Origin of the sequence: Klebsiella pneumoniae subsp. pneumoniae HS11286 (genome assembly GCF_000240185.1) — a bacterium.
Taxonomy (GTDB): domain Bacteria; phylum Pseudomonadota; class Gammaproteobacteria; order Enterobacterales; family Enterobacteriaceae; genus Klebsiella; species Klebsiella pneumoniae.
In genome coordinates this window covers 2,164,700-2,187,283 of sequence record NC_016845.1, presented here as the reverse complement: position 1 = coordinate 2,187,283, position 22,584 = coordinate 2,164,700, and the positions used below count along the sequence as shown (strand labels likewise).

General features: G+C 59.0%; 26 protein-coding genes and 1 other annotated feature. Of the genes, 10 read left to right on the top strand and 16 right to left on the bottom strand.

Features of this window, described 5'->3' with window-relative positions:
* The first annotated feature begins 62 nt into the window (after nucleotides 1-62).
* Nucleotides 63-1,454, top strand: coding sequence for a sodium:dicarboxylate symporter family protein (locus tag KPHS_21380; protein ID YP_005226438.1), 1,392 nt, complete (start codon nucleotides 63-65; stop codon nucleotides 1,452-1,454).
* A gap of 59 nt (nucleotides 1,455-1,513) precedes the next feature.
* Here the strand turns inward: KPHS_21380 and KPHS_21370 are convergent, their stop codons facing one another.
* Nucleotides 1,514-1,675, bottom strand: a complete 162-nt coding sequence (locus KPHS_21370; RefSeq protein ID YP_005226437.1) for a cell division modulator — start codon at nucleotides 1,673-1,675, stop codon at nucleotides 1,514-1,516.
* A 283-nt stretch (nucleotides 1,676-1,958) separates the two neighbouring features.
* On the opposite strand from KPHS_21370, the gene KPHS_21360 reads away from it, so the two are divergent.
* A complete protein-coding gene (locus KPHS_21360; RefSeq protein ID YP_005226436.1) occupies nucleotides 1,959-4,217 on the top strand; it encodes a hydroperoxidase II in 2,259 nt (752 codons plus the stop codon).
* 57 nt (nucleotides 4,218-4,274) lie between these two features.
* On the opposite strand, the gene KPHS_21350 is transcribed toward KPHS_21360, so the two are convergent.
* From KPHS_21350 to KPHS_21270, 9 genes are all read right to left on the bottom strand, one after another.
* Nucleotides 4,275-5,033, bottom strand: coding sequence for a chitin disaccharide deacetylase (locus KPHS_21350; protein YP_005226435.1), 759 nt, complete (start codon nucleotides 5,031-5,033; stop codon nucleotides 4,275-4,277).
* A gap of 12 nt (nucleotides 5,034-5,045) precedes the next feature.
* Complete coding sequence (locus KPHS_21340) at nucleotides 5,046-6,392, bottom strand: 6-phospho-beta-glucosidase (RefSeq protein ID YP_005226434.1); 1,347 nt, start codon at nucleotides 6,390-6,392, stop codon at nucleotides 5,046-5,048.
* Between the two features lie 110 nt (nucleotides 6,393-6,502).
* Nucleotides 6,503-7,327 (bottom strand): DNA-binding transcriptional regulator ChbR, encoded by an 825-nt coding sequence (locus KPHS_21330; RefSeq protein YP_005226433.1) that lies wholly within the window; start codon nucleotides 7,325-7,327, stop codon nucleotides 6,503-6,505.
* A gap of 27 nt (nucleotides 7,328-7,354) precedes the next feature.
* Complete coding sequence (locus KPHS_21320) at nucleotides 7,355-7,702, bottom strand: PTS system N,N'-diacetylchitobiose-specific transporter subunit IIA (protein YP_005226432.1); 348 nt, start codon at nucleotides 7,700-7,702, stop codon at nucleotides 7,355-7,357.
* A gap of 53 nt (nucleotides 7,703-7,755) precedes the next feature.
* On the bottom strand, nucleotides 7,756-9,009 hold the full coding sequence (locus KPHS_21310; RefSeq protein ID YP_005226431.1) for a PEP-dependent phosphotransferase enzyme II: 1,254 nt from the start codon (nucleotides 9,007-9,009) through the stop codon (nucleotides 7,756-7,758).
* A gap of 4 nt (nucleotides 9,010-9,013) precedes the next feature.
* Nucleotides 9,014-9,139, bottom strand: a complete 126-nt coding sequence (locus tag KPHS_21300) for a PEP-dependent phosphotransferase enzyme II (protein YP_005226430.1) — start codon at nucleotides 9,137-9,139, stop codon at nucleotides 9,014-9,016.
* Entirely contained in the window at nucleotides 9,127-9,243 is a 117-nt protein-coding gene (locus KPHS_21290) for a hypothetical protein (RefSeq protein YP_005226429.1), read from the bottom strand. Before KPHS_21290 ends, KPHS_21300 begins: the two co-directional genes overlap by 13 nt.
* A gap of 19 nt (nucleotides 9,244-9,262) precedes the next feature.
* A complete protein-coding gene (locus KPHS_21280; protein YP_005226428.1) occupies nucleotides 9,263-9,583 on the bottom strand; it encodes a PTS system, N,N'-diacetylchitobiose-specific IIB component in 321 nt (106 codons plus the stop codon).
* A gap of 278 nt (nucleotides 9,584-9,861) precedes the next feature.
* The gene (locus tag KPHS_21270; protein YP_005226427.1) at nucleotides 9,862-10,200 is read right to left on the bottom strand and encodes a DNA-binding transcriptional activator OsmE; all 339 of its coding nucleotides are present in this window, start codon (nucleotides 10,198-10,200) and stop codon (nucleotides 9,862-9,864) included.
* A 282-nt stretch (nucleotides 10,201-10,482) separates the two neighbouring features.
* Here KPHS_21270 and KPHS_21260 point away from each other — a divergent pair, with 282 nt between their 5' ends.
* Nucleotides 10,483-11,310: an NAD synthetase gene (locus tag KPHS_21260; protein ID YP_005226426.1), complete on the top strand. Its 828-nt coding sequence runs from the start codon at nucleotides 10,483-10,485 to the stop codon at nucleotides 11,308-11,310.
* 100 nt (nucleotides 11,311-11,410) lie between these two features.
* The gene (locus tag KPHS_21250) at nucleotides 11,411-12,274 is read left to right on the top strand and encodes a nucleotide excision repair endonuclease (RefSeq protein YP_005226425.1); all 864 of its coding nucleotides are present in this window, start codon (nucleotides 11,411-11,413) and stop codon (nucleotides 12,272-12,274) included.
* An 87-nt stretch (nucleotides 12,275-12,361) separates the two neighbouring features.
* Here the strand turns inward: KPHS_21250 and KPHS_21240 are convergent, their stop codons facing one another.
* Nucleotides 12,362-12,847: an ATP-independent periplasmic protein-refolding chaperone gene (locus KPHS_21240; RefSeq protein ID YP_005226424.1), complete on the bottom strand. Its 486-nt coding sequence runs from the start codon at nucleotides 12,845-12,847 to the stop codon at nucleotides 12,362-12,364.
* 202 nt (nucleotides 12,848-13,049) lie between these two features.
* On the opposite strand from KPHS_21240, the gene KPHS_21230 reads away from it, so the two are divergent.
* Nucleotides 13,050-13,199, top strand: coding sequence for a hypothetical protein (locus tag KPHS_21230; RefSeq protein YP_005226423.1), 150 nt, complete (start codon nucleotides 13,050-13,052; stop codon nucleotides 13,197-13,199).
* Here KPHS_21230 and KPHS_21220 read toward each other — a convergent pair.
* Genes KPHS_21220 through KPHS_21180 form a run of 5 tightly spaced genes read right to left on the bottom strand, consistent with a single transcriptional unit; the run spans nucleotide 13,191 to nucleotide 19,214 of the window.
* The gene (locus tag KPHS_21220; RefSeq protein ID YP_005226422.1) at nucleotides 13,191-14,156 is read right to left on the bottom strand and encodes a succinylglutamate desuccinylase; all 966 of its coding nucleotides are present in this window, start codon (nucleotides 14,154-14,156) and stop codon (nucleotides 13,191-13,193) included. The genes KPHS_21230 and KPHS_21220 overlap by 9 nt on opposite strands.
* Before the next feature lie 9 nt (nucleotides 14,157-14,165).
* The gene (locus KPHS_21210) at nucleotides 14,166-15,491 is read right to left on the bottom strand and encodes a succinylarginine dihydrolase (protein YP_005226421.1); all 1,326 of its coding nucleotides are present in this window, start codon (nucleotides 15,489-15,491) and stop codon (nucleotides 14,166-14,168) included.
* Nucleotides 15,488-16,966, bottom strand: a complete 1,479-nt coding sequence (locus KPHS_21200) for an aldehyde dehydrogenase (protein YP_005226420.1) — start codon at nucleotides 16,964-16,966, stop codon at nucleotides 15,488-15,490. Before KPHS_21200 ends, KPHS_21210 begins: the two co-directional genes overlap by 4 nt.
* Nucleotides 16,963-17,997, bottom strand: coding sequence for an arginine N-succinyltransferase (locus KPHS_21190; protein YP_005226419.1), 1,035 nt, complete (start codon nucleotides 17,995-17,997; stop codon nucleotides 16,963-16,965). Before KPHS_21190 ends, KPHS_21200 begins: the two co-directional genes overlap by 4 nt.
* Complete coding sequence (locus KPHS_21180) at nucleotides 17,994-19,214, bottom strand: bifunctional N-succinyldiaminopimelate-aminotransferase/ acetylornithine transaminase protein (RefSeq protein YP_005226418.1); 1,221 nt, start codon at nucleotides 19,212-19,214, stop codon at nucleotides 17,994-17,996. The genes KPHS_21190 and KPHS_21180 overlap by 4 nt, the downstream gene beginning before the upstream one ends.
* A gap of 339 nt (nucleotides 19,215-19,553) precedes the next feature.
* Between KPHS_21180 and KPHS_21170 the strand changes: the two genes are divergently transcribed.
* From KPHS_21170 to KPHS_21130, 5 genes are all read left to right on the top strand, one after another.
* Nucleotides 19,554-20,459: an exodeoxyribonuclease III gene (locus tag KPHS_21170; protein ID YP_005226417.1), complete on the top strand. Its 906-nt coding sequence runs from the start codon at nucleotides 19,554-19,556 to the stop codon at nucleotides 20,457-20,459.
* A gap of 213 nt (nucleotides 20,460-20,672) precedes the next feature.
* On the top strand, nucleotides 20,673-20,927 hold the full coding sequence (locus KPHS_21160) for a hypothetical protein (protein ID YP_005226416.1): 255 nt from the start codon (nucleotides 20,673-20,675) through the stop codon (nucleotides 20,925-20,927).
* Nucleotides 20,673-21,328, top strand: a sequence feature (potential frameshift: common BLAST hit: gi|238900964|ref|YP_002926760.1| putative inner membrane protein). (Overlaps the previous gene by 255 nt.)
* Complete coding sequence (locus KPHS_21150) at nucleotides 20,966-21,328, top strand: TVP38/TMEM64 family protein (protein ID YP_005226415.1); 363 nt, start codon at nucleotides 20,966-20,968, stop codon at nucleotides 21,326-21,328. It overlaps the preceding feature by 363 nt.
* On the top strand, nucleotides 21,315-22,025 hold the full coding sequence (locus KPHS_21140; protein ID YP_005226414.1) for a TVP38/TMEM64 family protein: 711 nt from the start codon (nucleotides 21,315-21,317) through the stop codon (nucleotides 22,023-22,025). The genes KPHS_21150 and KPHS_21140 overlap by 14 nt, the downstream gene beginning before the upstream one ends.
* On the top strand, nucleotides 22,022-22,582 hold the full coding sequence (locus KPHS_21130; RefSeq protein YP_005226413.1) for a carboxymuconolactone decarboxylase family protein: 561 nt from the start codon (nucleotides 22,022-22,024) through the stop codon (nucleotides 22,580-22,582). Before KPHS_21140 ends, KPHS_21130 begins: the two co-directional genes overlap by 4 nt.
* Nucleotides 22,583-22,584: the final 2 nt, after the last annotated feature.

Below are 22,584 nucleotides of genomic sequence, written 5' to 3'. Positions count from 1 at the left end.
CTTGCCGTCATAAGAGCTGGTTATCCACCAGCCCAGGTTATAAAAATATCAGGAGAACGGGGATGAACTTTCCATTAATAGCGAACGTAGTCGTGTTCGCCGTATTACTGTTTGCGCTGGGGCAAACACGTCATAAACAGTGGAGCCTGGCCAGAAAAGTGCTGGTCGGTCTGGCGACTGGCGTGGTCTTTGGTCTGGCGCTGCAGCTAATCTACGGGTCTGACAGCCAGGTGCTGAAGGATTCCATCCAGTGGTTCAATATCGTCGGCAACGGTTACGTCCAGCTGCTGCAAATGATTGTTATGCCGCTGGTCTTCGCCTCCATCCTTAGCGCGGTGGCCCGCCTGCACAATGCCTCGCAGCTGGGGAAAATTAGCTTCCTGAGCATCGGTACTCTGTTGTTCACCACCCTGATCGCCGCCCTGGTTGGCGTGCTGGTGACCAATATGTTCGGCCTCACCGCCGAGGGTCTGGTCCAGGGCAGCGCGGAGACCGCCCGTTTGAACGCCATCCAGAGCAACTATGTGGGGAAAGTAGCGGATCTCAGCGTCCCGCAGCTGATCCTTTCCTTCGTGCCGAAGAACCCGTTTGCTGACCTGACCGGGGCTAACCCAACCTCCATCATCAGCATCGTCATTTTCTCGGCGTTCCTCGGCGTCGCAGCGCTTAAGTTGCTGAAAGAGGATGTGGAAAAAGGCCAGCGCGTGCTGACCGCGATCGATACCCTGCAGGGCTGGGTAATGAAGCTGGTTCGTCTGGTCATGCAGCTGACCCCTTACGGTGTGCTGGCCCTGATGACCAAAGTGGTTGCCGGGTCGAATTTGCAGGACATCATCAAGCTTGGCGGCTTCGTGGTAGCCTCGTACATTGCGCTGGGTATTATGTTTGTCGTCCACGGCCTGCTGCTGGCGATTAACGGCGTCAGCCCGCTGAAGTACTTCCGTAAAGTCTGGCCGGTGATCACCTTCGCCTTTACCAGCCGCTCCAGCGCCGCCTCCATTCCGCTGAACGTTGAGGCGCAAACCCGTCGTCTCGGCGTACCGGAGTCGATTGCCAGCTTCTCCGCCTCCTTTGGTGCCACCATCGGCCAGAACGGCTGCGCCGGTATCTATCCGGCAATGTTGGCGGTGATGGTCGCGCCGACCGTGGGCATCAACCCGCTGGATCCGATGTGGATTGCCACCCTCGTGGGCATCGTCACCGTCAGCTCGGCGGGCGTCGCCGGGGTGGGCGGCGGCGCGACCTTCGCCGCGCTGATCGTCCTGCCGGCGATGGGCCTGCCGGTGACCCTGGTAGCCCTGCTCATCTCCGTCGAACCGCTGATCGATATGGGGCGTACCGCGCTGAACGTTAACGGCTCAATGACCGCCGGGACGCTGACCAGCCAGTGGCTGCGCCAGACCGACAAGTCGATCTTCGATAGCGAGGAAGAAGCCGAACTGGCGCATCGCTAAACGGCAAGCACAAAAAAAACCGCTGATCATTCAGCGGTTTTTTTATTTCTGCAGCCGACTCAGGCTTCAATCTCACCTTCCTGACGCACCTGGTTAGCCCAGCGCTGCGCCGACTCCGGCACGCTGAATGCCGGTGAGCGACGGAAATGCTCCCCCATCAGCAGAAAAGCGACATACTTCCCGCGCAAAATCCAGACATCGCGAAAATGGTCCATTTTCACGGCATGTTCCGGGGGCGCAGGCTCCACGCGCGGCACGTAGCTAATGACAGGGCGATTTTGTTGGCGCAATGGTTTCATAACAAATGGATTCACTAAACATAGCGGGAAACAGAAACCTCTATCATAGCCGATTGTGGCCCCGTTCGTCGCCCCTTCGCCGCCGATGCGCATTTTAGGATAACTCCCTGCCCCCTCGCCGGGCGCAGACAGCGTAATGTTCTATAGTTAGAAGGGTTTTGGTCTATCAACGACCACTTTTAGCAATGAAAGCAGGAGACGAGTAATGTCTGATAAGCACCCGAACCCTCACCAACAGCAGGCACCGGTCCACGACAGCGAGGAAGCGCAGCCGGGTCTCGATTCGCTGGCGCCGGACGATCGGGAGTGGCGCCCCACGCCGAAACCTACCGCTCCGGGCGTCGAACCCACCGCCCCAGGCAGCCTGAAAGCGCCCGATACTCATAACAGCAAACTGGATTCCCTGGAGGCGCAACGCAAAGGGGGGGAAGATTTTCCGCTGACCACCAACCAGGGCGTGCGCATTGCTGACGATCAGAATTCGCTGCGCGCCGGTAGCCGCGGCCCAACGCTGCTGGAAGATTTTATCCTGCGGGAGAAGATCACCCACTTTGACCACGAGCGTATTCCGGAGCGTATCGTTCATGCCCGCGGCTCTGCCGCCCACGGCTACTTCCAGCCCTACAAAAGCCTGGCTGCGTTGACTAAAGCCGATTTTCTTTCGTCAGCCGATAAAATCACCCCGGTGTTTGTACGCTTTTCCACCGTGCAGGGCGGCGCGGGGTCGGCGGACACCGTCCGCGATATTCGCGGCTTCGCTACCAAGTTTTACACTGACGAAGGGATTTTTGACCTGGTGGGCAACAACACACCGGTCTTCTTCATCCAGGACGCGATGAAGTTCCCCGACTTTGTCCACGCCGTGAAGCCTGAACCCCACTGGGCCATCCCACAAGGGCAGAGCGCCCACGATACTTTCTGGGACTATGTTTCCCTGCAGCCGGAAACGCTGCACAACGTGATGTGGGCGATGTCGGATCGCGGCATCCCGCGCAGCTATCGCACCATGGAAGGCTTCGGGATCCACACCTTCCGTCTGATTAATGCCGAGGGCAAAGCCACCTTCGTTCGTTTTCACTGGAAACCGGTCGCCGGCAAGGCGTCGCTGGTGTGGGATGAAGCGCAGAAGCTGACCGGCCGCGACCCCGATTTTCATCGCCGCGATCTATGGGAGGCCATCGAAGCCGGGGACTACCCGGAATTTGAGCTTGGCCTGCAATTGATCCCCGAAGAGAATGAATTTGCTTTTGACTTCGACCTGCTCGATCCCACCAAGCTGATCCCCGAGGCGCTGGTGCCGGTGCAGCGGGTTGGCAGAATGGTCCTCAACCGCAACCCGGATAACTTCTTTGCCGAAAATGAACAGGCGGCCTTCCATCCCGGACATATCGTCCCGGGCATTGATTTCAGCAACGATCCGCTGCTGCAGGGGCGTCTCTTCTCTTACACCGATACGCAAATTAGCCGCCTGGGTGGGCCGAACTTCCATGAAATCCCCATCAACCGTCCGACCTGCCCGTATCATAATTTCCAGCGTGACGGGATGCACCGGATGGACATTGACACCAATCCGGCCAACTACGAGCCCAACTCGATTAACGACAACTGGCCGCGCGAGACGCCGCCTGCCGCCAAACGCGGTGGCTTTGAGTCCCTCGCCGAGCGCGTCGACGGCGAAAAAATCCGCCAGCGCAGCCCTTCGTTCGGCGAATATTACGCCCAGCCGCGTCTGTTCTGGCTGAGCCAGACGCCGATTGAACAGCAGCATATTATCGATGGTTTCAGCTTCGAACTCAGCAAAGTGGTCCGCACCTGGATCCGCGAGCGGGTGGTCGATCATCTGGCCCACATTGATACTAAGCTTGCGGAAGCGGTTGGGGCGAACTTAGGCATCGAACTGAGCGACGATCAGCGCAACATTACCCTGCCCGCCCCGGTCAATGGCGTGGAGAAAGATCCCAGCCTCAGCCTCTACGCCGACGCCGAAGGAGATGTGAAAGGTCGCGTGGTGGCAGTCCTGCTCAACGAACGCACCTCAGCGCAGGATCTGGTTCAGCTCCTGCAGGCGCTGCAGGCCCAGGGCGTGCACAGCAAGCTGCTCTACTCGCGAATGGGCGAAGTCATTGCCGACGATGGTTCTCCGCTGCCGATCGCCGGCACCTTCGCCGGTTCCCCGTCGCTGACGGTGGATGCGGTGGTGGTGCCCGGCGGCGACCTCAGCGCCCTGAGTCAGAGCGGTGACGCGCGCTATTACCTGCTGGAAGCCTATAAACATCTGAAGCCGATCCTGCTGGCAGGGGATGCGCGGCAGCTGACGTCCGTTCTGCATGTTCCGACCCAGGGTGAAGAGGGGGTCATCGTCACCGATGCGCTCGACACGCCAGCGGCGGACAAACTGCTCGCCCTGATGACGGCCCACCGCGTGTGGTCGAGAAGCCCGAAAATCGCCGCTATTCCGGCGTAGTAAAAAGCCCGGCACGCTGTGCCGGGCTTGATTCACTTTCCCTTTCCCCCGTCGGGCTTACACGTCGCGGTAGGTTCCCAGACGATAACCCCGGTCGGCCACCGCCGCTTTCAGCGAGGCAGATGTCAGCACATCAAGCTCATCCAGTCGCGGATAGCAGTAGGCGCTGCCCATAATGATCCGATCGACATAAGCCGGATGACACATCACCTCCAGGGAGCGCTCCCCGCGGGCGATGGAGGCATCCAGCGTCTGCAGAAACAGTTCCTCAGAGACCGCTTCGCCGTAAAACTCGCTGCTGAAGCCGGCGCTGCTGCGCGCCGCCTGCTGGTCGAGCCCACTCTGCGCCGCCACCTGGCGGTCAATGCGTAACGCAATGCCCTTCTCGCGGGCAAAGGCCGCGACGATGGGATAAATCTGGGCGAACATATGCACATGGTGATGGCTGTCGATATGCGTCGGCTCGTGGCCGAAGAGTTCGACAAAACGACGGTACTGACACGCCAGCTCGTGGGCGATCTCTTCCAGCGGCAGGATATCTTCTTCCGCCTGCTGCCAGATCCATTTGCCCAGCCGGCCATCGCGGGTTAATCCCGGCATGGCCGACAGCGGCTCGCCCAGCGTCAGTACAAAGTGCATACCGACCGCCAGCTCCGGAGTACTGCGGCTCAGCTGGGCGGCGTGGTCAATGGCTGCGCCGTTGACCAGCGCGGTGGTCGATGTCACCACGCCGTTGCGACAGGCCTCGATAATGCCGTAGTTCTGCCCTTTACTGAGGCCGAAGTCGTCGGCATTGACGATCAATACGCGTTCCATTTGCTACTCCCGTTACGATTTTAGTTTTTCGATCGTCGCCGCAAAGTTCGGCAGCCATTTTTCATGCGCCAGAATCATCTCCCGCGCCAGCTGTTCGGCGTCACGATCGGAATGGATCAGCGGGCTTAAGTTCAGCGCCAACAGGACATCGTTCAGCTCACCGCTGATCGCCGCCTGGCTGGCCGCCACTTCGAACCCCTTGATGGTGTAGATAAGCCCTAACACCTTCTCATCGAAATGAGTAATGCGCGGCGTCGGCTTCGCGCCGTCGCGGCCTAAGGTGCAGCTCATCTCTACCGCCCAGTCCGCCGGGATATTATCGACATGACCATGATGCGGGATATTCACATAGTGCTCAGTCTGCTTGTCGTTATAGATGGCATTGATTACTTCGCAAGCGGCATCAGAGTAATAGGCCCCGCCGCGCTGCTCCAGCTCCTTCGGCTTAACGTTAAGATCCGGGTTTTTATACAGCTCGAACAGCTGTTTCTCCACCTTCTGCACCACCTGGGCGCGCGCACCGCCTTTGTAGTACTCGCCCATCTCAATCGCCAGCATCTCTTTTGGCTTAAAGTAGTAGAGCAGGTAAGAGCATGGGATCAGGCGCAGGGAGCGGATCAGCCCTTCGCTAAACGGCAGGTCGAAGATGTTTTTCACCGAGTTCGCGGTCAGACGGCCGGAGGCCACGCCGTCCAGCAGTTCATCGAAGCGCGAGACGCCGTTAACCAGCACGTCGCGGACGAACACCAGGTGGTTCAGACCAAACAGGTCGATATTCAGCTCATCGCTCGGGCTCAGCTGCAGCACGTCGGTGATGAACATCTTCATGCCGATAGGAATGTTGCACACCCCGATAAAGCGTTTGAAATTGGTGTGGCGATAGACCGCCTCGGTGACCATGCCCGCCGGGTTGGTAAAGTTGATGATCCATGCGTCGGGGCAAATTTCCTGCACATCTTTCACGATGTCGAAAATCACCGGGATGGTGCGCAGTCCTTTAAACAACCCGCCCGCCCCGTTGGTCTCCTGGCCCAGGTAGCCGTGACTCAGCGGGATGCGCTCATCTTTTTCACGCGCCTTCAGCTGGCCCACGCGCAGCTGGGTGGTGACGAAATCTGCGCCCTGCAGCGCTGCGCGGCGATCCAGCGTTTTATAGACTTTCATCGGCACGCCGGCTTTTTCCACCATCCGCTGGCACAGCGCGTGGATAATATCGAGCTTCTCCTGTCCCTCTTCGACGTCTACCAACCACAGTTCGCTTACCGGCAGTTCATGATAACGTTTCAGAAATCCTTCCAGTAATTCCGGGGTATAGCTGCTGCCGCCGCCAATAGTGACTACTTTTAATTTCTGGCTCATCTTTTTCTCCCTTAGGCGCTGCGCCTGGACGCAGGCCGCTCTCCGCAACAATGCGGACAGTTAACTTGAATGATTTTCGGTATAAACCTGGCGGCGAACGCCGCGCGGGTTTAATTAATACTGGTCAAATGTTTGCGATAACTGCTCGGCGTAAACGACGTCAGTTTTTTAAAGGTTTTAATAAACAAGCTCGGGCTGCTGTAACCTGATTCATACGCAATATCCGTCACCGAATAATTGGTAATTTCCAGCTGTTTTTTGGCAAAGTTGATACGGATATCATTAATTATCTGCATCGGCGTTTTACCATAATAGCGCTGGGTCGCCCGGGTTAAATATTCCTGCGTTTTTCCGGATAAGCGAACCATATTTTCAAGAGCGCCTTCACCGAATTTCAGCTTATCATGCATGGCTTCCACGGTATTTTTTAACCATTGCGGCGTCACGTCGGCAACCGGCTCTTCACGATAGTGGCGTAAACGGTTAATGACATAAAAGGAGACCAGCTCGATAAATTCGTCAAATTCCGTTTCGCGAAAATTGAGTGAGGCGATGACCGACTCAACGTAGCCGAGAAAAGCGCTCTGCACGGCGTAGACTTGCGAAGCCACCAGACCAAACGGCAGCAGCGGCAGGTAGTGTTTCTCAAAGAAGCGTCTGCTGATGCCGACGTTAAGGATGCGCGTCGCCCCGAACTCGTAAAAGCTCTGGTGGTGCGAGCCCATCGGGATAAAGACGAAATCCCCGCGCTCCAGCAGCACCCGTTTGCCATTGATCTCCTGGTAATAGCGCCCGGTTAACACCACGGTAAATTCGTAGTAATCATGCTGGTGAAGCCCGCTCACGCTTTCCGTTTTGTTATAGATGACCACATGAAAGTTCTTCCCGTTGAACAGCTGTTGTTCTCTGGCGGTACTGATCTCGGTGGTCATCATTCTGGGCTGCCTCATCGTCGCGATGGCCTATTGTACCTTCTCGTGCAGCTCAATCAATTCGGCCACCAGCTCACGAGCCAGCATGGAGGTCATCAGATGGTCCTGGGCATGCACCAGCACCAGGCTGACCTTCATTTTCCCTTCGCCCTCGTCGCTTTCGATAAGCTGGGTCTGCACGCGATGCGCCTCGCTCAGCGCCTGGCGCGACTGCTCCATCATCGCTTTCGCTGCGGCAAAGTCGCCCTGCTTCGCCTGCTTCAGCGCGGCATAGGCCAGGCTGCGGGCTTGTCCGGAGTTGATAATCAGCCCCATCACTACCTCTTCGAGGTCATTTTCCGGGGTCTCTACCGCGTTGATGTTGTCCAGATCAAACATAATATTTCCCTCATTTATCAGGCGGTACGGGACGCTGCCCGTACCGCGCGGTATCAGAATTTCAGTGCGTTAGCGATGTCTTCTTCGCTCTCTTCCTGCTCGATAACGGTCTGCGCTTTATTCGACAGCACCACAAACGGCAGGTAGACCAGGGTAGCGACGCCAAGGTTGAACAGGGCCACCAGCAGGGCGGCAACGCTGCCGTTACTGTTAAAGAACGCTCCCAAACCGGTCGGCATAGTCCACGGCGCCAGGTTGGTCACCGGTGGGATAATCCCCAGGCTGTAGGCCGCCAGCGTAATGGCCGCCAGAATCGGCTGAACCAGCACGAACGGGATGAACATCACCGGGTTCATGATGATCGGCAGACCAAACAGAATCGGTTCGTTAATCTGGAAGATGCCTGACGGCAGCGCCAGCTTAGCAACCTGACGATGGTCAGCGCGGCGAGAAGCGATAAAGATGGCGATAATCAGACCCAGCGTCGCCCCGGAGCCACCCAGCAGGATGTAGGAGTCGAGCATCGGCTTAGCCCAGAAGTGGAACTGTTTGCCCGCTTCGATGGCCGCATCAACAGAGCCGTACTGGTTGTACAGCGCGATGTTTTCCAGCGCCCACGGCGTCATGATGCCGTTATCCAGGGCGGTAAGCGCCAGAGAACCGTGCACACCGAAGAACCACAGCAGAGAGTTAAAAATAACGTATGCCCAGCCAACCACGCTGCCCATCGCCGCCAGCGGCGTCGAGATAGAGTCCATGATGATCTGGTGGAAGTTGCTGCCATAGCTCGCCAGGGCCCACGAGATAATGCCGAAGATGGAGAGGATCAAGAAGCCCGGGATCAGCGCTGAGAAAGAGCGTGATACCGACCCCGGCACGCTGTCCGGCAGTCTAATCACCCAGTTGCGACGGATCACGAAGGTGAACAGTTCCGCAACGACCAGACCGATAATCATCCCGGAGATGATGTTCTGCCCGCCCAACCAGTTGGCGCCCACCGCATAGGCTTCGCCCACGCTATACGGGGTCACGGTCATGAAGGCCGCCACCGCCAGCAGGCCAGCTGCCATCGGGTCAACTTTGCGCTCTTCCGCCAGCGCGGAGCCGATAAAGAACGGCGCCATTAGCGACATAATCCCGAGGGTGCCGTTATAGACGTTTCCGCCGATAGCCTTAAAGCCGTTTAAGGTTTCAATGGTGGAGGCATCCAGGCGAATGCCCATGGAATAAAAGAAAGAGCCTTCGCCGAAGCTCAGAAAAACGTTGTTAATTAACACAAACATGGCCCCGGCGAGGGTCAACGGCATTAATTTAATAAATCCATTTTTTTATTGCATTAATATGCGGCTGCTTTCCTATTTTCACTGCAAAAGGAAGGAGTACCTTTTCAAGCGAATCGATCACTTTACTCATAGTCAATACCCTTAAAAGCCGCAATAAACTATTACGGCGATGATGTATGAAATTACTCTTTGACGGGAAAATAAACTCATTATTTTTTGACGTCCGGCAACAGTCAGCCGCCAGGCGTCAAAATACATCGAGTTTTAAAAGTTAAAATTATTGTGCTGCAGCTTTCTTAATAGCCGCGACGGCGGCTTTCAATACCCCTAAACCATCAACTTTGCCATAGAGAAGGGAGTCGATAACTTCAACCGGTTTATTCGGCAGCAGGCGCTGAATTTCCGGTAACATATACGCAATTTGTGGCCCTAATAATACTACGTCGGCTTCCGGCCCTTTTTCGCCCGCGAGGGTTTCGGGATAGGCTTCAATAATGACCGGGACTTCATATTTTTCCGCCTGCGCCCGCATTTTGGAGACCAGCAGTGACGTGGACATGCCTGCCGAGCAGAAGAGATAAATGTGTTTCTTTTCCATGAACGCTTCCTCAATGTGTGAGACCAGGGCCTTCAGTAACCGCTGAGAGCCGGTAAGACTGGTAACATCCGGTTAATTCTGTTTATGAGTTGAGTATACGGCAAGCTGAGCCGCCAGGATAATTCGCTGTTGAACAGAATTGTCTCTCATTGACCTCCGGTTTTGACTACCCTCACATTTTCATCCAAATAATTCGCGCAATTAAATAAGCATCATTACTCACAAAAAAGCCCGACCAGTGGTCGGGCTTACGTAGAAGTCAGTAAACAGTAGGAAGCTTACCTGGCGTTGCGCGGGTCGGTATCATACTCGGCGCAGGTCTGGTAGCCGGAGTTCATGACGTGACCCGTTTCGTCGAGGGCCACAAAGTAGGTTTCAACTTTACCATCTCGTTGACCGAGGATATAGGTCTGGCAGGTGCCGCGGGCATGGACCATGGTGACTTCCGTTGAAGGTTTGCCGGCGATCTGCATCACCTGCTGACGCGACATCCCTTTCTTCACATCTTTCACCACCGGCTGGGTAAACTGGTCTTTGGTACGATCGTAAGCGGTACAGCCCGCCAGTAAGGTTAACGCGACGGTGACGCCCAGTATTCCTGCTAAGCTTTTGTTCATTTTGGTTCCTCTTTTCTACTGTGTAACGATAAGCCTGGAATAAATAGTGTTATTTTTCAAGCCGAACAGCGAAATCATGTCAGGTTATGTTATTGCGTAAACAGGATTGATCTGCCGACGTCGGACGGCGGCGCAATGCGCGGTACAGCATCTATAATGAAAACCTATGTCATTGATTGCCTTCTTTTCCGGCAGTCAAAACCACGGTCCTTGTCGTTTCAGCGGCAAAGAGGTAGCTTTAAGCCAACAGCTTGCCAAACAGATTCACTTTCGGAGGGCGCGATGACGCTACAACAAGAGATTATTCAGGCGCTGGGCGCAAAGCCGCAGATTGATGTCGCAGGCGAGATCCGCCGCAGCGTCGATTTCCTGAAGTCATACCTGCAGACCTACCCGTTTATTAAATCGCTGGTGCTGGGTATCAGCGGCGGTCAGGACTCCACCCTGACGGGAAAACTGTGCCAGATAGCGATAAACGAACTGCGTGCCGAAACCGGCGACAGTAGCCTGCAGTTTATCGCCGTCCGTTTACCCTATGGCGTGCAGGCTGATGAGCAGGACTGCCAGGACGCCATCGCATTTATCCAGCCTGACCGGGTGTTGACAGTCAATATTAAAGCTGCGGTGCTGGCCAGCGAACAGGCGCTGCGCGAAGCAGGCATCGAACTGAGCGACTTCGTTCGCGGAAATGAAAAAGCCCGTGAGCGAATGAAGGCCCAGTACAGCATCGCCGGAATGACCAAAGGAGTTGTGGTCGGTACCGACCATGCGGCGGAAGCGATTACCGGCTTTTTCACCAAATATGGCGACGGCGGCACCGACATCAACCCAATTTTCCGCCTGAACAAACGTCAGGGCAAACAGCTGCTGGCCCATCTCGGCTGCCCGGAACATCTGTATAAGAAGCTGCCCACCGCCGACCTGGAAGACGATCGCCCCTCCCTGCCGGATGAAGTGGCCCTGGGTGTCACCTACGAGAACATCGACGATTATCTGGAAGGCAAAACGCTGGACCCGAGCATCGCCAAAACGATCGAGGGCTGGTATCTGAAAACCGAACACAAGCGTCGGCCGCCGATCACCGTCTTTGACGATTTCTGGAAAAAATAGTCTCTCCCCCCGCCCCGGCCTGCGCCGGGGTTATTTTTTGTCCTTTTCGCCGCAAAAATGGCCTGCTATACTGGATGGATAGACAGTACCAGGAGTTATTGTGGCCAGAAAGCAATCAGCCCCGCGTCTCGAGTTTGAGGCGGCGGCGATCTATGAATATCCCGAACATCTTCGCCCGTGGCTGGAGGCGCTGCCGAAGCTGCCGGGCGTCTATCAGTTTCACGGCGACAGCGACACGATGCCGCTCTATATCGGTAAGAGCGTCAACCTCCGCAGCCGGGTGTTATCCCACCTGCGCACCCCTGAAGAGGCCGCGATGCTGCGTCAGTCGCGGCGTATCACCTGGCAGCGCACCGCTGGCGAGCTGGGAGCGCTGCTGCTGGAGGCGCGGTTGATTAAAGAGCAGCAGCCGCTGTTTAACAAGCGGCTACGGCGTAACAAGCAGCTCTGCGCCTGGCTACTTGCGGACGACCGGCCGCAGATTGTCTATGCCCGTGAGGTTGATTTCTCGCACCAGCAGCATCTCTATGGCCTGTTCGCCAACCGGCGGGCGGCGCTGCAGATGCTGCAGAGCCTCGCTGACGAACAGCGCCTCTGTTATGGCCTGCTTGGTCTGGAACCGCTCAGCCGCGGCCGCGCCTGCTTTCGCTCCGCGCTGGGCCGCTGCGCCGGGGCCTGCTGTGGAAAGGAGAGCGTGGAGGCGCACAAAGAGCGCCTGCTGGCGCAGATGAGCAGACTGCAGCTGGTGTGCTGGCCGTGGGCGGGGCCCGTGGCGCTGGAGGAGCGCGGCCCGGACATGACGCAGTATCACGTCATTCATAACTGGCTGTGGCTGGGCGCCGTTGAATCGCTCGACCAGGCGGCGGAGTTGACCCGTCTGCCCGCCGGATTTGACCAGGATGGTTACAAGATCCTCTGTAAGCCTTTGCTCAGCGGAGACTATCCGCTGCATCCGCTTGGCTGAGAAGCCACCAATAAAAAACCGCCGGCCCTGCCCAACGCCTGATGGCATTATTGGGCAAGACCGGCGGTCTTGATTCAGTGCGCTACATTATTCAGCAGGTGCAGGCATTTTACCTGCCGGCGCGTTGCGTTCTGTCAGATGCTTCTCAAAATTAGCATTGAACTGTTTTTTCTGCTCTGGGGTCAGAATGTTGTAGATCTTGTTCTGCGTTTCCAGGCGGGACAGCGCCATCGCTTTATGCTGCGCTTCCATCTTATCGATCTGCGCTTCCGCCTTCGCCTTATCGAAGGTGTCGCTGGCGATCAGATCGTGCATCGCGCGGCGTTCTTCAAGGGACGGACGTTTCATATTTTCGCGCTGGCTCTTCATGATGTCGCGGATCTGCTGCTTCTGCGCATCGGTCAGGTTCAGGCCTTTAAACATCATGTCATGCTGACCCGGGCCGCCTTTATGATGCATCATCATCGGCTTGCTGTCGCTCGGCGCGGTGGTGGTATCGGCGGCGTGTGCCAGGTTAGCCGCGCCCAGAGCCAGAGTAGAGGCAACAAACAGTGCAGTGAGTTTCTTCATCATTCAATCCTTACTTTACGTTATTCTTACGGCGCGTTGCCGTGTTGACGAGATTAACTTTACGACGTTAATCGTCAATTAGTCAGAGCAAGAGTAAAACAATGAAAGTGTAAAAAACAGTTTCTCGCCAATTATGGAGAAAATAAGGAATTTAGCCGAAGAATTGCAATAAAAAATAAATAAATTACTGTTTTGCAGAGAAATTATGGAGAGTATAAAGGAGGGGAGATTAAAAACAAAGCATTTTACCAGGAATAATCTGCAAATTTATACTGGGGCACGAAAAAATAAGATGGCGAAAAAAGACGCGCGAAATAAAGCAGGCCGCCCGGCGGACGGCTTGCCCTCAGGATAATTTCTCCAGCATCAGGCCGGCGCGCAGTCCTTTCGCCACCGTCGGGTTAGGAAACAGAACATACTCCGTCTCAGGCCCCACCACATACCGCCTCTCGCCCTCCTCCGCCAGCAGCGTGCCGGGTTCGAAGGGGGTGAAGTTCAGCGTCTGATCCGCCATATGCAAGCGGAAATCATCACTATGGCGGGTTAGCTGCTGTACCACCCGGTAGCGCAGCGGCGCTGGGGCGTCGGCAATGGCCAGATCCCCCACCAGCAGCCGGGAGAGCGCCCGCTGGACGGCGGCAAACTGCGTCAGATCGTTTTCCCCCAACGGCAGAGCTTTGCCCAGCTCAAGGGTGCAGGCCAGCGCCGCGAACCGTTCGCAGCTGAAGTGGGTGAAGGTCCCGCCGGGCTGGCGATGAAACACCAGTGCCTCCAGCCCGGCGCCGCCCAGCCAGTGAAGAAAATCCTCCTCCCACGGCGTATCGCGGGCCGGGAGCACGCCGAAGCGCGGATGTAGCGACCCGCGGATCGCGGTATGCAGATCGAGGTGCCAGCGCGGGCCATCGTGGTCGCGATAAAAGCGGGCCACCGCCTGCTCCAGCCGCTGCGCCCGCTGCGTCTCCTCACTGAGCGGAAACTGCCGCCAGCGCTCGCCAAACATGCGGTTCATATCGCTGTGCAGATAGCGCTTATTCGCCCGCAGCGCTGGTGGGTTGCCGACGATCACCAGCAGCCGCCAGCGCAGCGGGAGCGCCTCCCGGACCAGTCGCTGCACCAGCTGGTCGACTATCTCCACCGGCGCCGTTTCGTTGCCATGAATGGCGCAGGAAAGTACCAGCCCGCGCTCGCAGCGCGCATGCGGCGTCAGCTCAAGGATCCCTTCCCCGAGCCAGTGCCAGCGGGAATGAGCCGTCTCGCCGTGAAAGTGATGGGGCAATCGCCCCGCCAGGGTTAATGCCAGAAAATGTTCCACCGCGCCCCCTTATTGCTGAAATGGATAAACCGAACCGAGCTGCAGGATCTGGGTCAACCGATCCAGCGCGTCGCGCCCTTCCCGCAGCAGCTGCGGGTCGGCGAGGTCGGTCTGGGTGAGACGATCGCGATAGTAGCGATCCACCCAGTCATTGAGGGTGGCAAACAGCGTATCGTTCATCAGGACGTGCGGATTGACCGCCTGATACTCCTCGGCCGTCAACACCACCCGCAGGCGCAGGCACGCCGGACCGCCGCCGTTGGCCATGCTCTCGCGCAGATCGAACACCCGCAGGTCGGCGATAGGGTTATCCCCGGCCAGCAGCTCATTGAGGTATTCCCAGACGCCGGCATGCTCCTGCGCTTCCTGAGGCAGGATAAGCGCCATGCTGCCATCCGCCCGGCTCAACAGCTGGCTGTTGAACAGATAGGTGGCAACCGCCTCTGCCACCAAGACCCGGCTGGCGGGAACCACCAGCGGCGTAAAACCCGGCACCCGCTGCGCCAGCTGCTGGAGAAGCGCGGTCTGGTCGGCAAAGGCCTGCTCATGGCAGAACAGGACCTGACGGTTGCTCACCGCGATGACGTCGTTATGAAAAACCCCCGTGTCGATCGCCGCCGGATGCTGGCGGGCGAAGATCAGCTGGCGGGGATTGACCTGATTGAGGCGCGCTACCGCCTGGCTGGCCTCAAGGGTTTGCCGCGCCGGATAGCGACGCGGCGCCTCCTCGCTCCCCCGGCGGCGGCCATAGACAAAGAGCTGGACGCCGGGAGCGCCATACTCGCCGCCGAGACGATTATGGTTCGCCGCCCCTTCGTCGCCAAACCAGGCCGAGGCGGGCAGCGCCGGGTGGATAGCAAATCGCGTGCGGTCGGGGAAAATCGCCTGCAGCAGCGCCTCTGTAGTCGGTGCTTCGCTGGCGCGGTGGAATTTATCCTGCAGATTCGCCACCGTCAGATGCACCAGGCCATCCAGCGAATCGGCGGAGGGACACACCGTCGCCGCGTTCGCCACCCACATCGCCGAGGCCGAACTCACCGCCGACAGCAGATCCGGCTCCTGCTGCGCCACCCGGGCCACCACCTGCTCATCGCTGCCGCTAAAGCCCAGCTGGCGCAGAAGCGGCACGTTGGGACGCTCCTGCGGCGGGATCACCGCCTGCGGGTAGCCAGCGTCGGCGAGGGCTTTCATTTTTTTCAGCCCCTGCTTTGCCGCCAGCTGCGGGTTAGACACCCGATAGCGATGCCGGGTGGAAGCCTCATTGCCAAAGGAGAGTCCGGCGTAGTGATGGGTCAGCCCGGGCAGACCGTCAAAGTTGACTTCGCGGGCGGTCATGACGCCTCCCCCGCCAGAAAGTCGAGCCCCGGGCTCAGGCTGGCGGGCAGCGTCAGGGTCGGCGATTCAAGGCTGGCCATCGGCCAGGCGCAATAATCGGCGGCATACCAGGCCCCCGGACGATGGTTACCGGACGCCCCGGTGCCGCCGAACGGCGCGGTACTCGCCGCCCCGGTCAGCGGTTTGTTCCAGTTAACTATCCCTGCCCGCGCCTCAAGCAGCAGTCGATCGAACTTCTCCCGTTCCGGGGAGATTAACCCACAGGAGAGGCCGAAGCGGGTAGCGTTGGCTAAGGCAATCGCCTCCTCGAACGTGTCGTAGCGCCAGACCCCAAGCAGCGGGCCAAACACCTCTTCATCCTCGACATTGGCCACGTCGCTCATGTCGACAATCCCCGGCGTTAGCAGCGACGTCCCGGCCTGCAATAACCGCGGCTCCAGCAGGGTGACCGCGCCAGCGGCGACCCGCTGCAGCCAGGCCTGATGCACTTTCTGCGCGGCTTGTTCAGAGATAAGCCCGCCGAGAAACGGCTGCGGCTCGGCGTCCCACGCCGCCGGGATCAGCCGCTGGCTCACCGTCACCAGCCGGGAGAGGAAGGCATCGCCCGCCTCGCCGCGCCGGACCAGCAGACGGCGGGCGCAGGTGCAGCGCTGGCCGGCGGTAATAAAGGCGGACTGGATGGTCAGATGCACCGCGGCATCCACGTCCCTCGGATCGTCGACGATCAGCGGGTTATTGCCGCCCATCTCCAGCGCGAGGATCTTCTGCGGCTGCCCGGCCAGCTGGCGATGCAGATGAAAACCGGTGGTTGAGCTGCCGGTAAACAGCAGTCCGTCGATATCCGCCTGGCCGCTAAGCGCCTCGCCGGTTTCCCGACCGCCCTGCACCAGGTTGAGCACCCCGGCGGGCAGGCCGGCCTGCTGCCATAGTTTCACCACCGCTTCGCCGCTGCGCGGGGTGAGTTCGCTGGGTTTAAAAACCACGGTATTGCCCGCCAGCAGCGCCGGCACGATGTGCCCGTTCGGCAGATGGCCGGGAAAGTTATAGGGGCCAAACACCGCCAGTACGCCGTGCGGCCGGTGACGCAGCGTGGCGGCGCCGTCGGGCAGGTCGCTGTGCTGTTCGCCGGTGCGGACGTGGTAGGCCTTCACCGAGATCGCCACCTTGTTGATCATCGCCGTCACTTCCCCGGCCGCCTCCCAGCGCGGCTTTCCGGTCTCGGCGCCGATAACCGCCGTCAGCTCCGCCTTACTGGCTTCCAGCAGAGCGGCAAACTTTTCAACGATCGCCTGACGGGCGGCAAACGGCAGCCGCGCCCAGGACGGGAACGCCTGGCGGGCAGCCGCCACCGCCTCGGCAACCTGCCCGGCATCCGCCGCCTCGCCCTGCCAGACAACCTTCAGGTTAACCGGATCCTGTTTACTGAAACCTGGCCCACGGCCGGGCCGCCACTCGCCGTTAATCCACAGACTCATGCAGTTTTCTCCTCAGGGATCAGGCGCACCATGCGCACCTGGTCGCCGGCATGACACTTCAGCATATCCAGTTCGCGGGCGCTGAGGGTCAGGGTGTCGCCATCCGGATCGGCATGCACCAGCAGAGCGCGGAACTGGTGATACTGTTCATTCGCCACCAGGCACAGCGGCCAGTCACCGGGCGGGGTTTCACCTGCCTCGGTAGTCACCAGACGGCTTTTGCGGATCGCCCGCACCCGGTCGATGTCGCACTCCAGAGTCGGGCCGCCGTCGAAAATATCGATGTAGTTCAGGTAGCGGAACCCCTCTTTCTCCAGCACCGTCCGGGCCGGGGCGGTCTGCGGATGAACCTTGCCGATCACCGCCTGTGCCTCAGGGGAAAGGAAATCGATATACAGCGGATGCTTGGGCATCAGGGCGGCAATGAAAGCCTTCTGTCCGGTGCCGCACAGGTAGTCGGCACGGGAAAACTCCATGGCGAAAAAGCGTTTGCCCAGGCTCTCCCAGAACGGCGAGTAGCCCTGCTCGTCAATCACCCCGCGCATCTCGGCGACCACCTTCTCATTGAAGCGCTCGCGAAAGGCGGCCATAAATAAGAAGCGTGATTTCGACAGCAGATAGCCATTGCCCTCTTTGCGCCACTGCGGGTCGAGGAACAGGGTGCACAGCTCGCTGCTGCCGGTATGATCGTTGCTGAGAAACAGCGTCGGCAGCGCCTGATAGACGTTGAGCTCCTTCGAGGCATGGACCTGGGTGCCGACCCGGTAGTTATACCAGGGATCGTTGAGCCCCACCGCCACCTCGATCGCGCAGATGCCCACCACCGCGCCGCTTTCGCTCTCCTCCAGCACAAAGACATAGCCCTGCTCGCTTTTCGGTAGCTCGCCGCGCCAGGTCTGCTGCGAGCGGGCGATCCGTGCCGCGAGGGTCGCTTCATCCACCGGCAGCGAGGTCAGCCCGCCGCCGGTCTCCGCTGCCAGCTTCAGCAGCCCGGGCAAATCGCCCGGCTCCACCGGTCGAATAACCATCATGATGAGACTCCTGCCACGAAACGCGCGCAGGCCCGCTCGACGCGATCCAGCCCGCTGTTCACCTCTTCTTCACTGACGTTCAGCGCCGGCGCGAAACGCACCACGTTGGCGCCGGCGATCAGAATCATCACCCCCTCTTCCGCCGCCAGGTTACTGAGGGTTTTCGCCTTCCCGGCCCAGGCGTCGTTTAGCACGCAGCCGAGCAGCAGTCCCAGGCCGCGGATCTCCTTGAACAGGCCATAGCGGGCGTTAATTGCCTGCAGGCGTTCACAAAACCACTGATGGCGCTGTCTGACGCCGGAGAGCACTTCCGGGGTGTTGACGATCGACAGCAGTTCGCCGGCCACCGCCCCGGCCAGCGGGTTACCGCCGTAGGTGGTGCCGTGGGTGCCGACGGTCATCACGCTGGCGCAGGCCTCTGTCGCCAGCAGCGCGCCAATAGGGAAACCACCGCCCAGCGCTTTGGCGGTGGTCAGCACATCGGGCGTCACGCCGTAGTGCATATAGGCATACAGCTCGCCGGTGCGCCCGACCCCGGTCTGCACTTCATCGAAAATCAGCAGGGCGTTGTGCTGGTCGCAAAGCTGACGCAGGCCGCGTAAAAACTCGACGCTGGCCGGCACCACGCCCCCTTCGCCCTGCACCGGCTCGACGATCACCGCGCAGGTCTGGTCATTGATTAAGGCCTTTGCCGACTCGAGATCGTTAAATACGGCATGCTGGATCTGCGGCGGCAGCGGGGCGAAATCCCGGGAATAGGCCGGCTGACCGCCCGCCGAGACGGTGAACAGCGTCCGCCCGTGGAAAGCGTTCTGAAAGGCGACGATGCCACTTTTCTCGCTGCCAAAGCGATCGTGGGCATATTTACGCGCCAGCTTGAGCGCTGCCTCATTGGCCTCGGCGCCGGAGTTACAGAAGAAGACCCGGTCGGCGAAGGTAGCATCGATAAGCATTTTGGCCAGACGCAGGATCGGCTCATTGGTGTAGCCGTTGCCGGTATGCCAGAACTTGCCGGCCTGGTCGGTCAGGGCTTGCACCAGACGCGGATGGGCATGCCCCAGCGCGTTCACGGCGATGCCGCCGGCAAAATCGATATACTCTTTGCCCTGCTGATCCCACAGCCGTGACCCGGCGCCCCGCACCGGAATAAACGCCGCTGGCGCGTAGACCGGCATCATCCATTCATCAAAGTGGTTACGCGTAATTGACTGAGACATATCGACCTCTTCCGGTAAATTAAAAGTAGCAATAATGTTAATAAATATGAGTTATTACGCTGTAAATGTAGATTGCACGGTTCGTGCCAGCCAGCGATAAAAATGCATAAATCGGATGAGATAACGCAGAATCAATGAGTTACAGCTGAACGCCATTCACATAAAATGCATATTTAGTGAATAAGTATCCGACAAAGGGGGATAAACAGTGATTAAAGAAGATAAATTATGCAACGGTAAGATATAATTCTGTAATTGTGATCCTCTGCGAAATTTATCGTATCTATTTGCCCTTTTTTGGCGCGGCATGCCCGCAAAAGGGGCACCCACGGCACGCTCATGCGCAGCGATTGGCAGAATGACGCATCCGGTGGCAGCCAGCCTGGCGAATTTCTGCTACCATCCCTGCACTATTCACCTTGCACAGTGGCAGCGACTATGAAATTCGTCTCTTTTAATATCAACGGCCTGCGTGCCCGCCCACACCAACTGGCCGCCATCGTCGAAAAACACCAGCCGGACGTGATTGGCCTGCAGGAAACCAAAGTTCACGACGACATGTTCCCTCTCGAAGAGGTTGCCAGGCTCGGCTATAACGTCTTTTATCACGGGCAGAAAGGCCATTATGGCGTCGCGCTGCTGACCAAAGAGACGCCGATTGCCGTCCGCCGCGGTTTCCCGGACGATGGCGAAGAGGCTCAGCGCCGCATCATTATGGCGGAGATCCCGTCGCCCTTCGGCAACGTCACAGTGATTAACGGCTATTTCCCTCAGGGTGAAAGCCGCGATCATGAAACCAAATTCCCGGCCAAAGCGGCGTTCTATCAGAATCTGCAGAACTATCTGGAGACCGAGCTCAACAAAGAGAATCCGGTGCTGATCATGGGCGATATGAACATCAGTCCTACCGATCTGGACATCGGTATCGGTGAAGAGAACCGCAAACGCTGGCTGCGCACCGGCAAATGTTCCTTCCTGCCGGAAGAACGGGAATGGATGGACCGCCTGCTGGGCTGGGGCCTGGTGGATACCTGGCGTCAGGCTAACCCCGACAATCATGAGCATTTCTCGTGGTTTGATTACCGCTCCAAAGGCTTCGACGATAACCGTGGGCTGCGCATCGATCTGCTGCTGGCCAGCCAGCCTCTGGCGCAGCGCTGCGTGGAAACCGGGATCGATTACGAGATCCGCGGGATGGAAAAACCGTCCGACCACGCGCCGGTGTGGGCCACCTTCCGGCCATAATTCACGCCCTTCTCTCGCCTCCCGCTGTGCGGGGGGCAGAATTTCCTGAGCAAAATCAACAAAGCGACGGTAAACCATTGTGACGGTCGTCGGAACAGGATACTGTCGCGCGCACTTTTTGATGTCCACTGCGTCCAGACTGTACAGGAGCACCTCTCATGCAAAAGAAGCCGTCATCCGGCCATTGGTAAAGGGCTGGGACTTCTCGCGCTGGTGGCCACGCTGGCCGTTATCAGCCACCGCGTCGGTCTCCACGATCTGCTGACTCATCTGCATCTGCTTCAGGACACCCTCCGCCATCAGGGCGCCTGGGGATATCTGGTCTATGCTGCGCTGTTTATCATTGCCACCCTGTGTCTGATCCCCGGCAGCCTGCTGGTGATCGCCGGCGGGATGCTCTTCGGCCCGCTAACAGGCTCCCTGCTCTCGTTTGCCGCCGCCACCCTCGCCTCTTCGCTGTCGTTTTAATCGCCCGCTGGCTTGGGCGCGATCTGCTGCAGCGCTATGTGGGCCATACCACCGTCTTTCAGGCGATTGAGCGCGGTATCGCCCGCAGTGGCTGCGATTTCCTGATCCTCACCCGCCTGGTGCCGCTCTTTCCCTACAATATTCAGAATTACGCCTACGGCCTGACGGCGATCCGCTTCTGGCCCTTTACCCTGATCTCGGCCGTGACCACCCTGCCGGGTCTGGTCATCTATTCGGTGATGGCCAGCGAACTGGCCCGCGAGGGGGTGACCCTCGCCTTCGCGCTAAAACTGAGCCTCGCCGGCGGGCTGCTGTTTGCCCTGGTGCAGATAGGCAAACGGTTTGCCCGCGCCCGTCGCGTGGCGGCGTGCAGTGAGGAGGTGCGCCATGACCCAACCTGATCGCCGTCACCTGCGCCGCGCCCGGCTGGCCCTTGCCGTCGTGGTCGCCGCCGCTCTGGCCGCCTGGCTGTGGTTCCCTGGCGGGCGTACCTTTCTGCAGCAGAGTCTGACGGCGTTAGCCTCCCTGGATCCGCAGCAGGTCAGAGGGTTTATCGCCGCCTGGGGGCCGCAGGCCGCGCTGGTCTCATTTGCGCTGATGATCCTCCAGGCGATCGTCGCTCCGCTGCCGGCTTTCCTGATTACCCTGGCGAACGCCGCCCTGTTCGGCGCCTTCTGGGGCGGGGCGCTGTCGTGGTTCAGCGCTATGGTCGGGGCCGGGCTCTGCTTCTGCATCGCCAGAGCGCTGGGGCGCGAAGTGGTGGAGAAACTCACCGGCCGCGCGGTGCTGCGCAGTGCCGACGGCTATTTCACCCGCTTTGGCCCGCAGACGATCCTGGTCTGCCGCCTGCTGCCGTTTGTCCCGTTTGACCCGGTCAGCTATGCCGCCGGACTAACCTCGCTGCGCTTCTGGCCCTTTATGCTGGCCACCGGCGTGGGCCAGCTCCCGGCGACTATCGTTTATTCCTGGGCCGGGAGTCTGCTCACCGGGGGCACCTTCTGGCTGGCCACCGGGCTTTCGCTGCTTTTTGCCCTGGCGGTGGTCATCTCTATCGCCAAAAATATTTACCGTGAACGTCATAAGAGATCGTCGCCATGAGCTTACCCCCGCTGGATTCTGTCCCCCTGATCCTTCGTCCGCAGGTGTGGCTGCACCGCCGGCATTACGGCCAGGTGCTGAGCCCCATTCGCTGGTGGGGTCGGATCCCGTGGCTGTTTTACCTGGTTTCGCTGTTCGTGGGCTATATTGAACGCCGCCGCTCGCCGCTGGATCCTGTGCTGCGCTCGCTGGTCAGCGCCCGCATCGCCCAGCTGTGCCACTGCGAATTCTGTATCGATATCACCAGCATGATCCTCGCGGCGCGGAGCGGTAGCCAGGACAAGCTGCTGGCGGTCGCCGACTGGCGCAGCAGTACGCTGTTCAGCGAAAAAGAGCGCCTGGCGCTGGCCTATGCCGAAGCCGCCACCCAGACGCCGCCGGCGTTGGATGATGCCCTGCGTAGCGCGATGGCCGCGCATTTTGACGCCCGGGCGCTCACCGAGCTGACCGCCCTGATCGGCCTGCAAAATTTATCAGCGCGGTTCAATGCCGCGATGGCGATCCCGGCTCAGGGGTTGTGCCAGATACCCACCTCTTCCTCGCAGAATAAGGAGTAACG

Coding starts and splice junctions, on each gene's coding strand:
- KPHS_21290 (YP_005226429.1), bottom strand. CDS start 9,243: ATGTATTTTGACGCCTGGCGGCTGACTGTTGCCGGACGTCAAAAAATA.
- KPHS_21190 (YP_005226419.1), bottom strand. CDS start 17,997: ATGATGGTTATTCGACCGGTGGAGCCGGGCGATTTGCCCGGGCTGCTG.
- KPHS_21140 (YP_005226414.1), top strand. CDS start 21,315: ATGACCCAACCTGATCGCCGTCACCTGCGCCGCGCCCGGCTGGCCCTT.
- KPHS_21320 (YP_005226432.1), bottom strand. CDS start 7,702: ATGTTTGATCTGGACAACATCAACGCGGTAGAGACCCCGGAAAATGAC.
- KPHS_21200 (YP_005226420.1), bottom strand. CDS start 16,966: ATGAGTCTGTGGATTAACGGCGAGTGGCGGCCCGGCCGTGGGCCAGGT.
- KPHS_21260 (YP_005226426.1), top strand. CDS start 10,483: ATGACGCTACAACAAGAGATTATTCAGGCGCTGGGCGCAAAGCCGCAG.
- KPHS_21280 (YP_005226428.1), bottom strand. CDS start 9,583: ATGGAAAAGAAACACATTTATCTCTTCTGCTCGGCAGGCATGTCCACG.
- KPHS_21230 (YP_005226423.1), top strand. CDS start 13,050: ATGGAGAGTATAAAGGAGGGGAGATTAAAAACAAAGCATTTTACCAGG.
- KPHS_21340 (YP_005226434.1), bottom strand. CDS start 6,392: ATGAGCCAGAAATTAAAAGTAGTCACTATTGGCGGCGGCAGCAGCTAT.
- KPHS_21330 (YP_005226433.1), bottom strand. CDS start 7,327: ATGATGACCACCGAGATCAGTACCGCCAGAGAACAACAGCTGTTCAAC.
- KPHS_21240 (YP_005226424.1), bottom strand. CDS start 12,847: ATGATGAAGAAACTCACTGCACTGTTTGTTGCCTCTACTCTGGCTCTG.
- KPHS_21180 (YP_005226418.1), bottom strand. CDS start 19,214: ATGTCTCAGTCAATTACGCGTAACCACTTTGATGAATGGATGATGCCG.
- KPHS_21130 (YP_005226413.1), top strand. CDS start 22,022: ATGAGCTTACCCCCGCTGGATTCTGTCCCCCTGATCCTTCGTCCGCAG.
- KPHS_21170 (YP_005226417.1), top strand. CDS start 19,554: ATGCGCAGCGATTGGCAGAATGACGCATCCGGTGGCAGCCAGCCTGGC.
- KPHS_21350 (YP_005226435.1), bottom strand. CDS start 5,033: ATGGAACGCGTATTGATCGTCAATGCCGACGACTTCGGCCTCAGTAAA.
- KPHS_21310 (YP_005226431.1), bottom strand. CDS start 9,009: ATGCCGTTGACCCTCGCCGGGGCCATGTTTGTGTTAATTAACAACGTT.
- KPHS_21360 (YP_005226436.1), top strand. CDS start 1,959: ATGTCTGATAAGCACCCGAACCCTCACCAACAGCAGGCACCGGTCCAC.
- KPHS_21380 (YP_005226438.1), top strand. CDS start 63: ATGAACTTTCCATTAATAGCGAACGTAGTCGTGTTCGCCGTATTACTG.
- KPHS_21270 (YP_005226427.1), bottom strand. CDS start 10,200: ATGAACAAAAGCTTAGCAGGAATACTGGGCGTCACCGTCGCGTTAACC.
- KPHS_21210 (YP_005226421.1), bottom strand. CDS start 15,491: ATGACCGCCCGCGAAGTCAACTTTGACGGTCTGCCCGGGCTGACCCAT.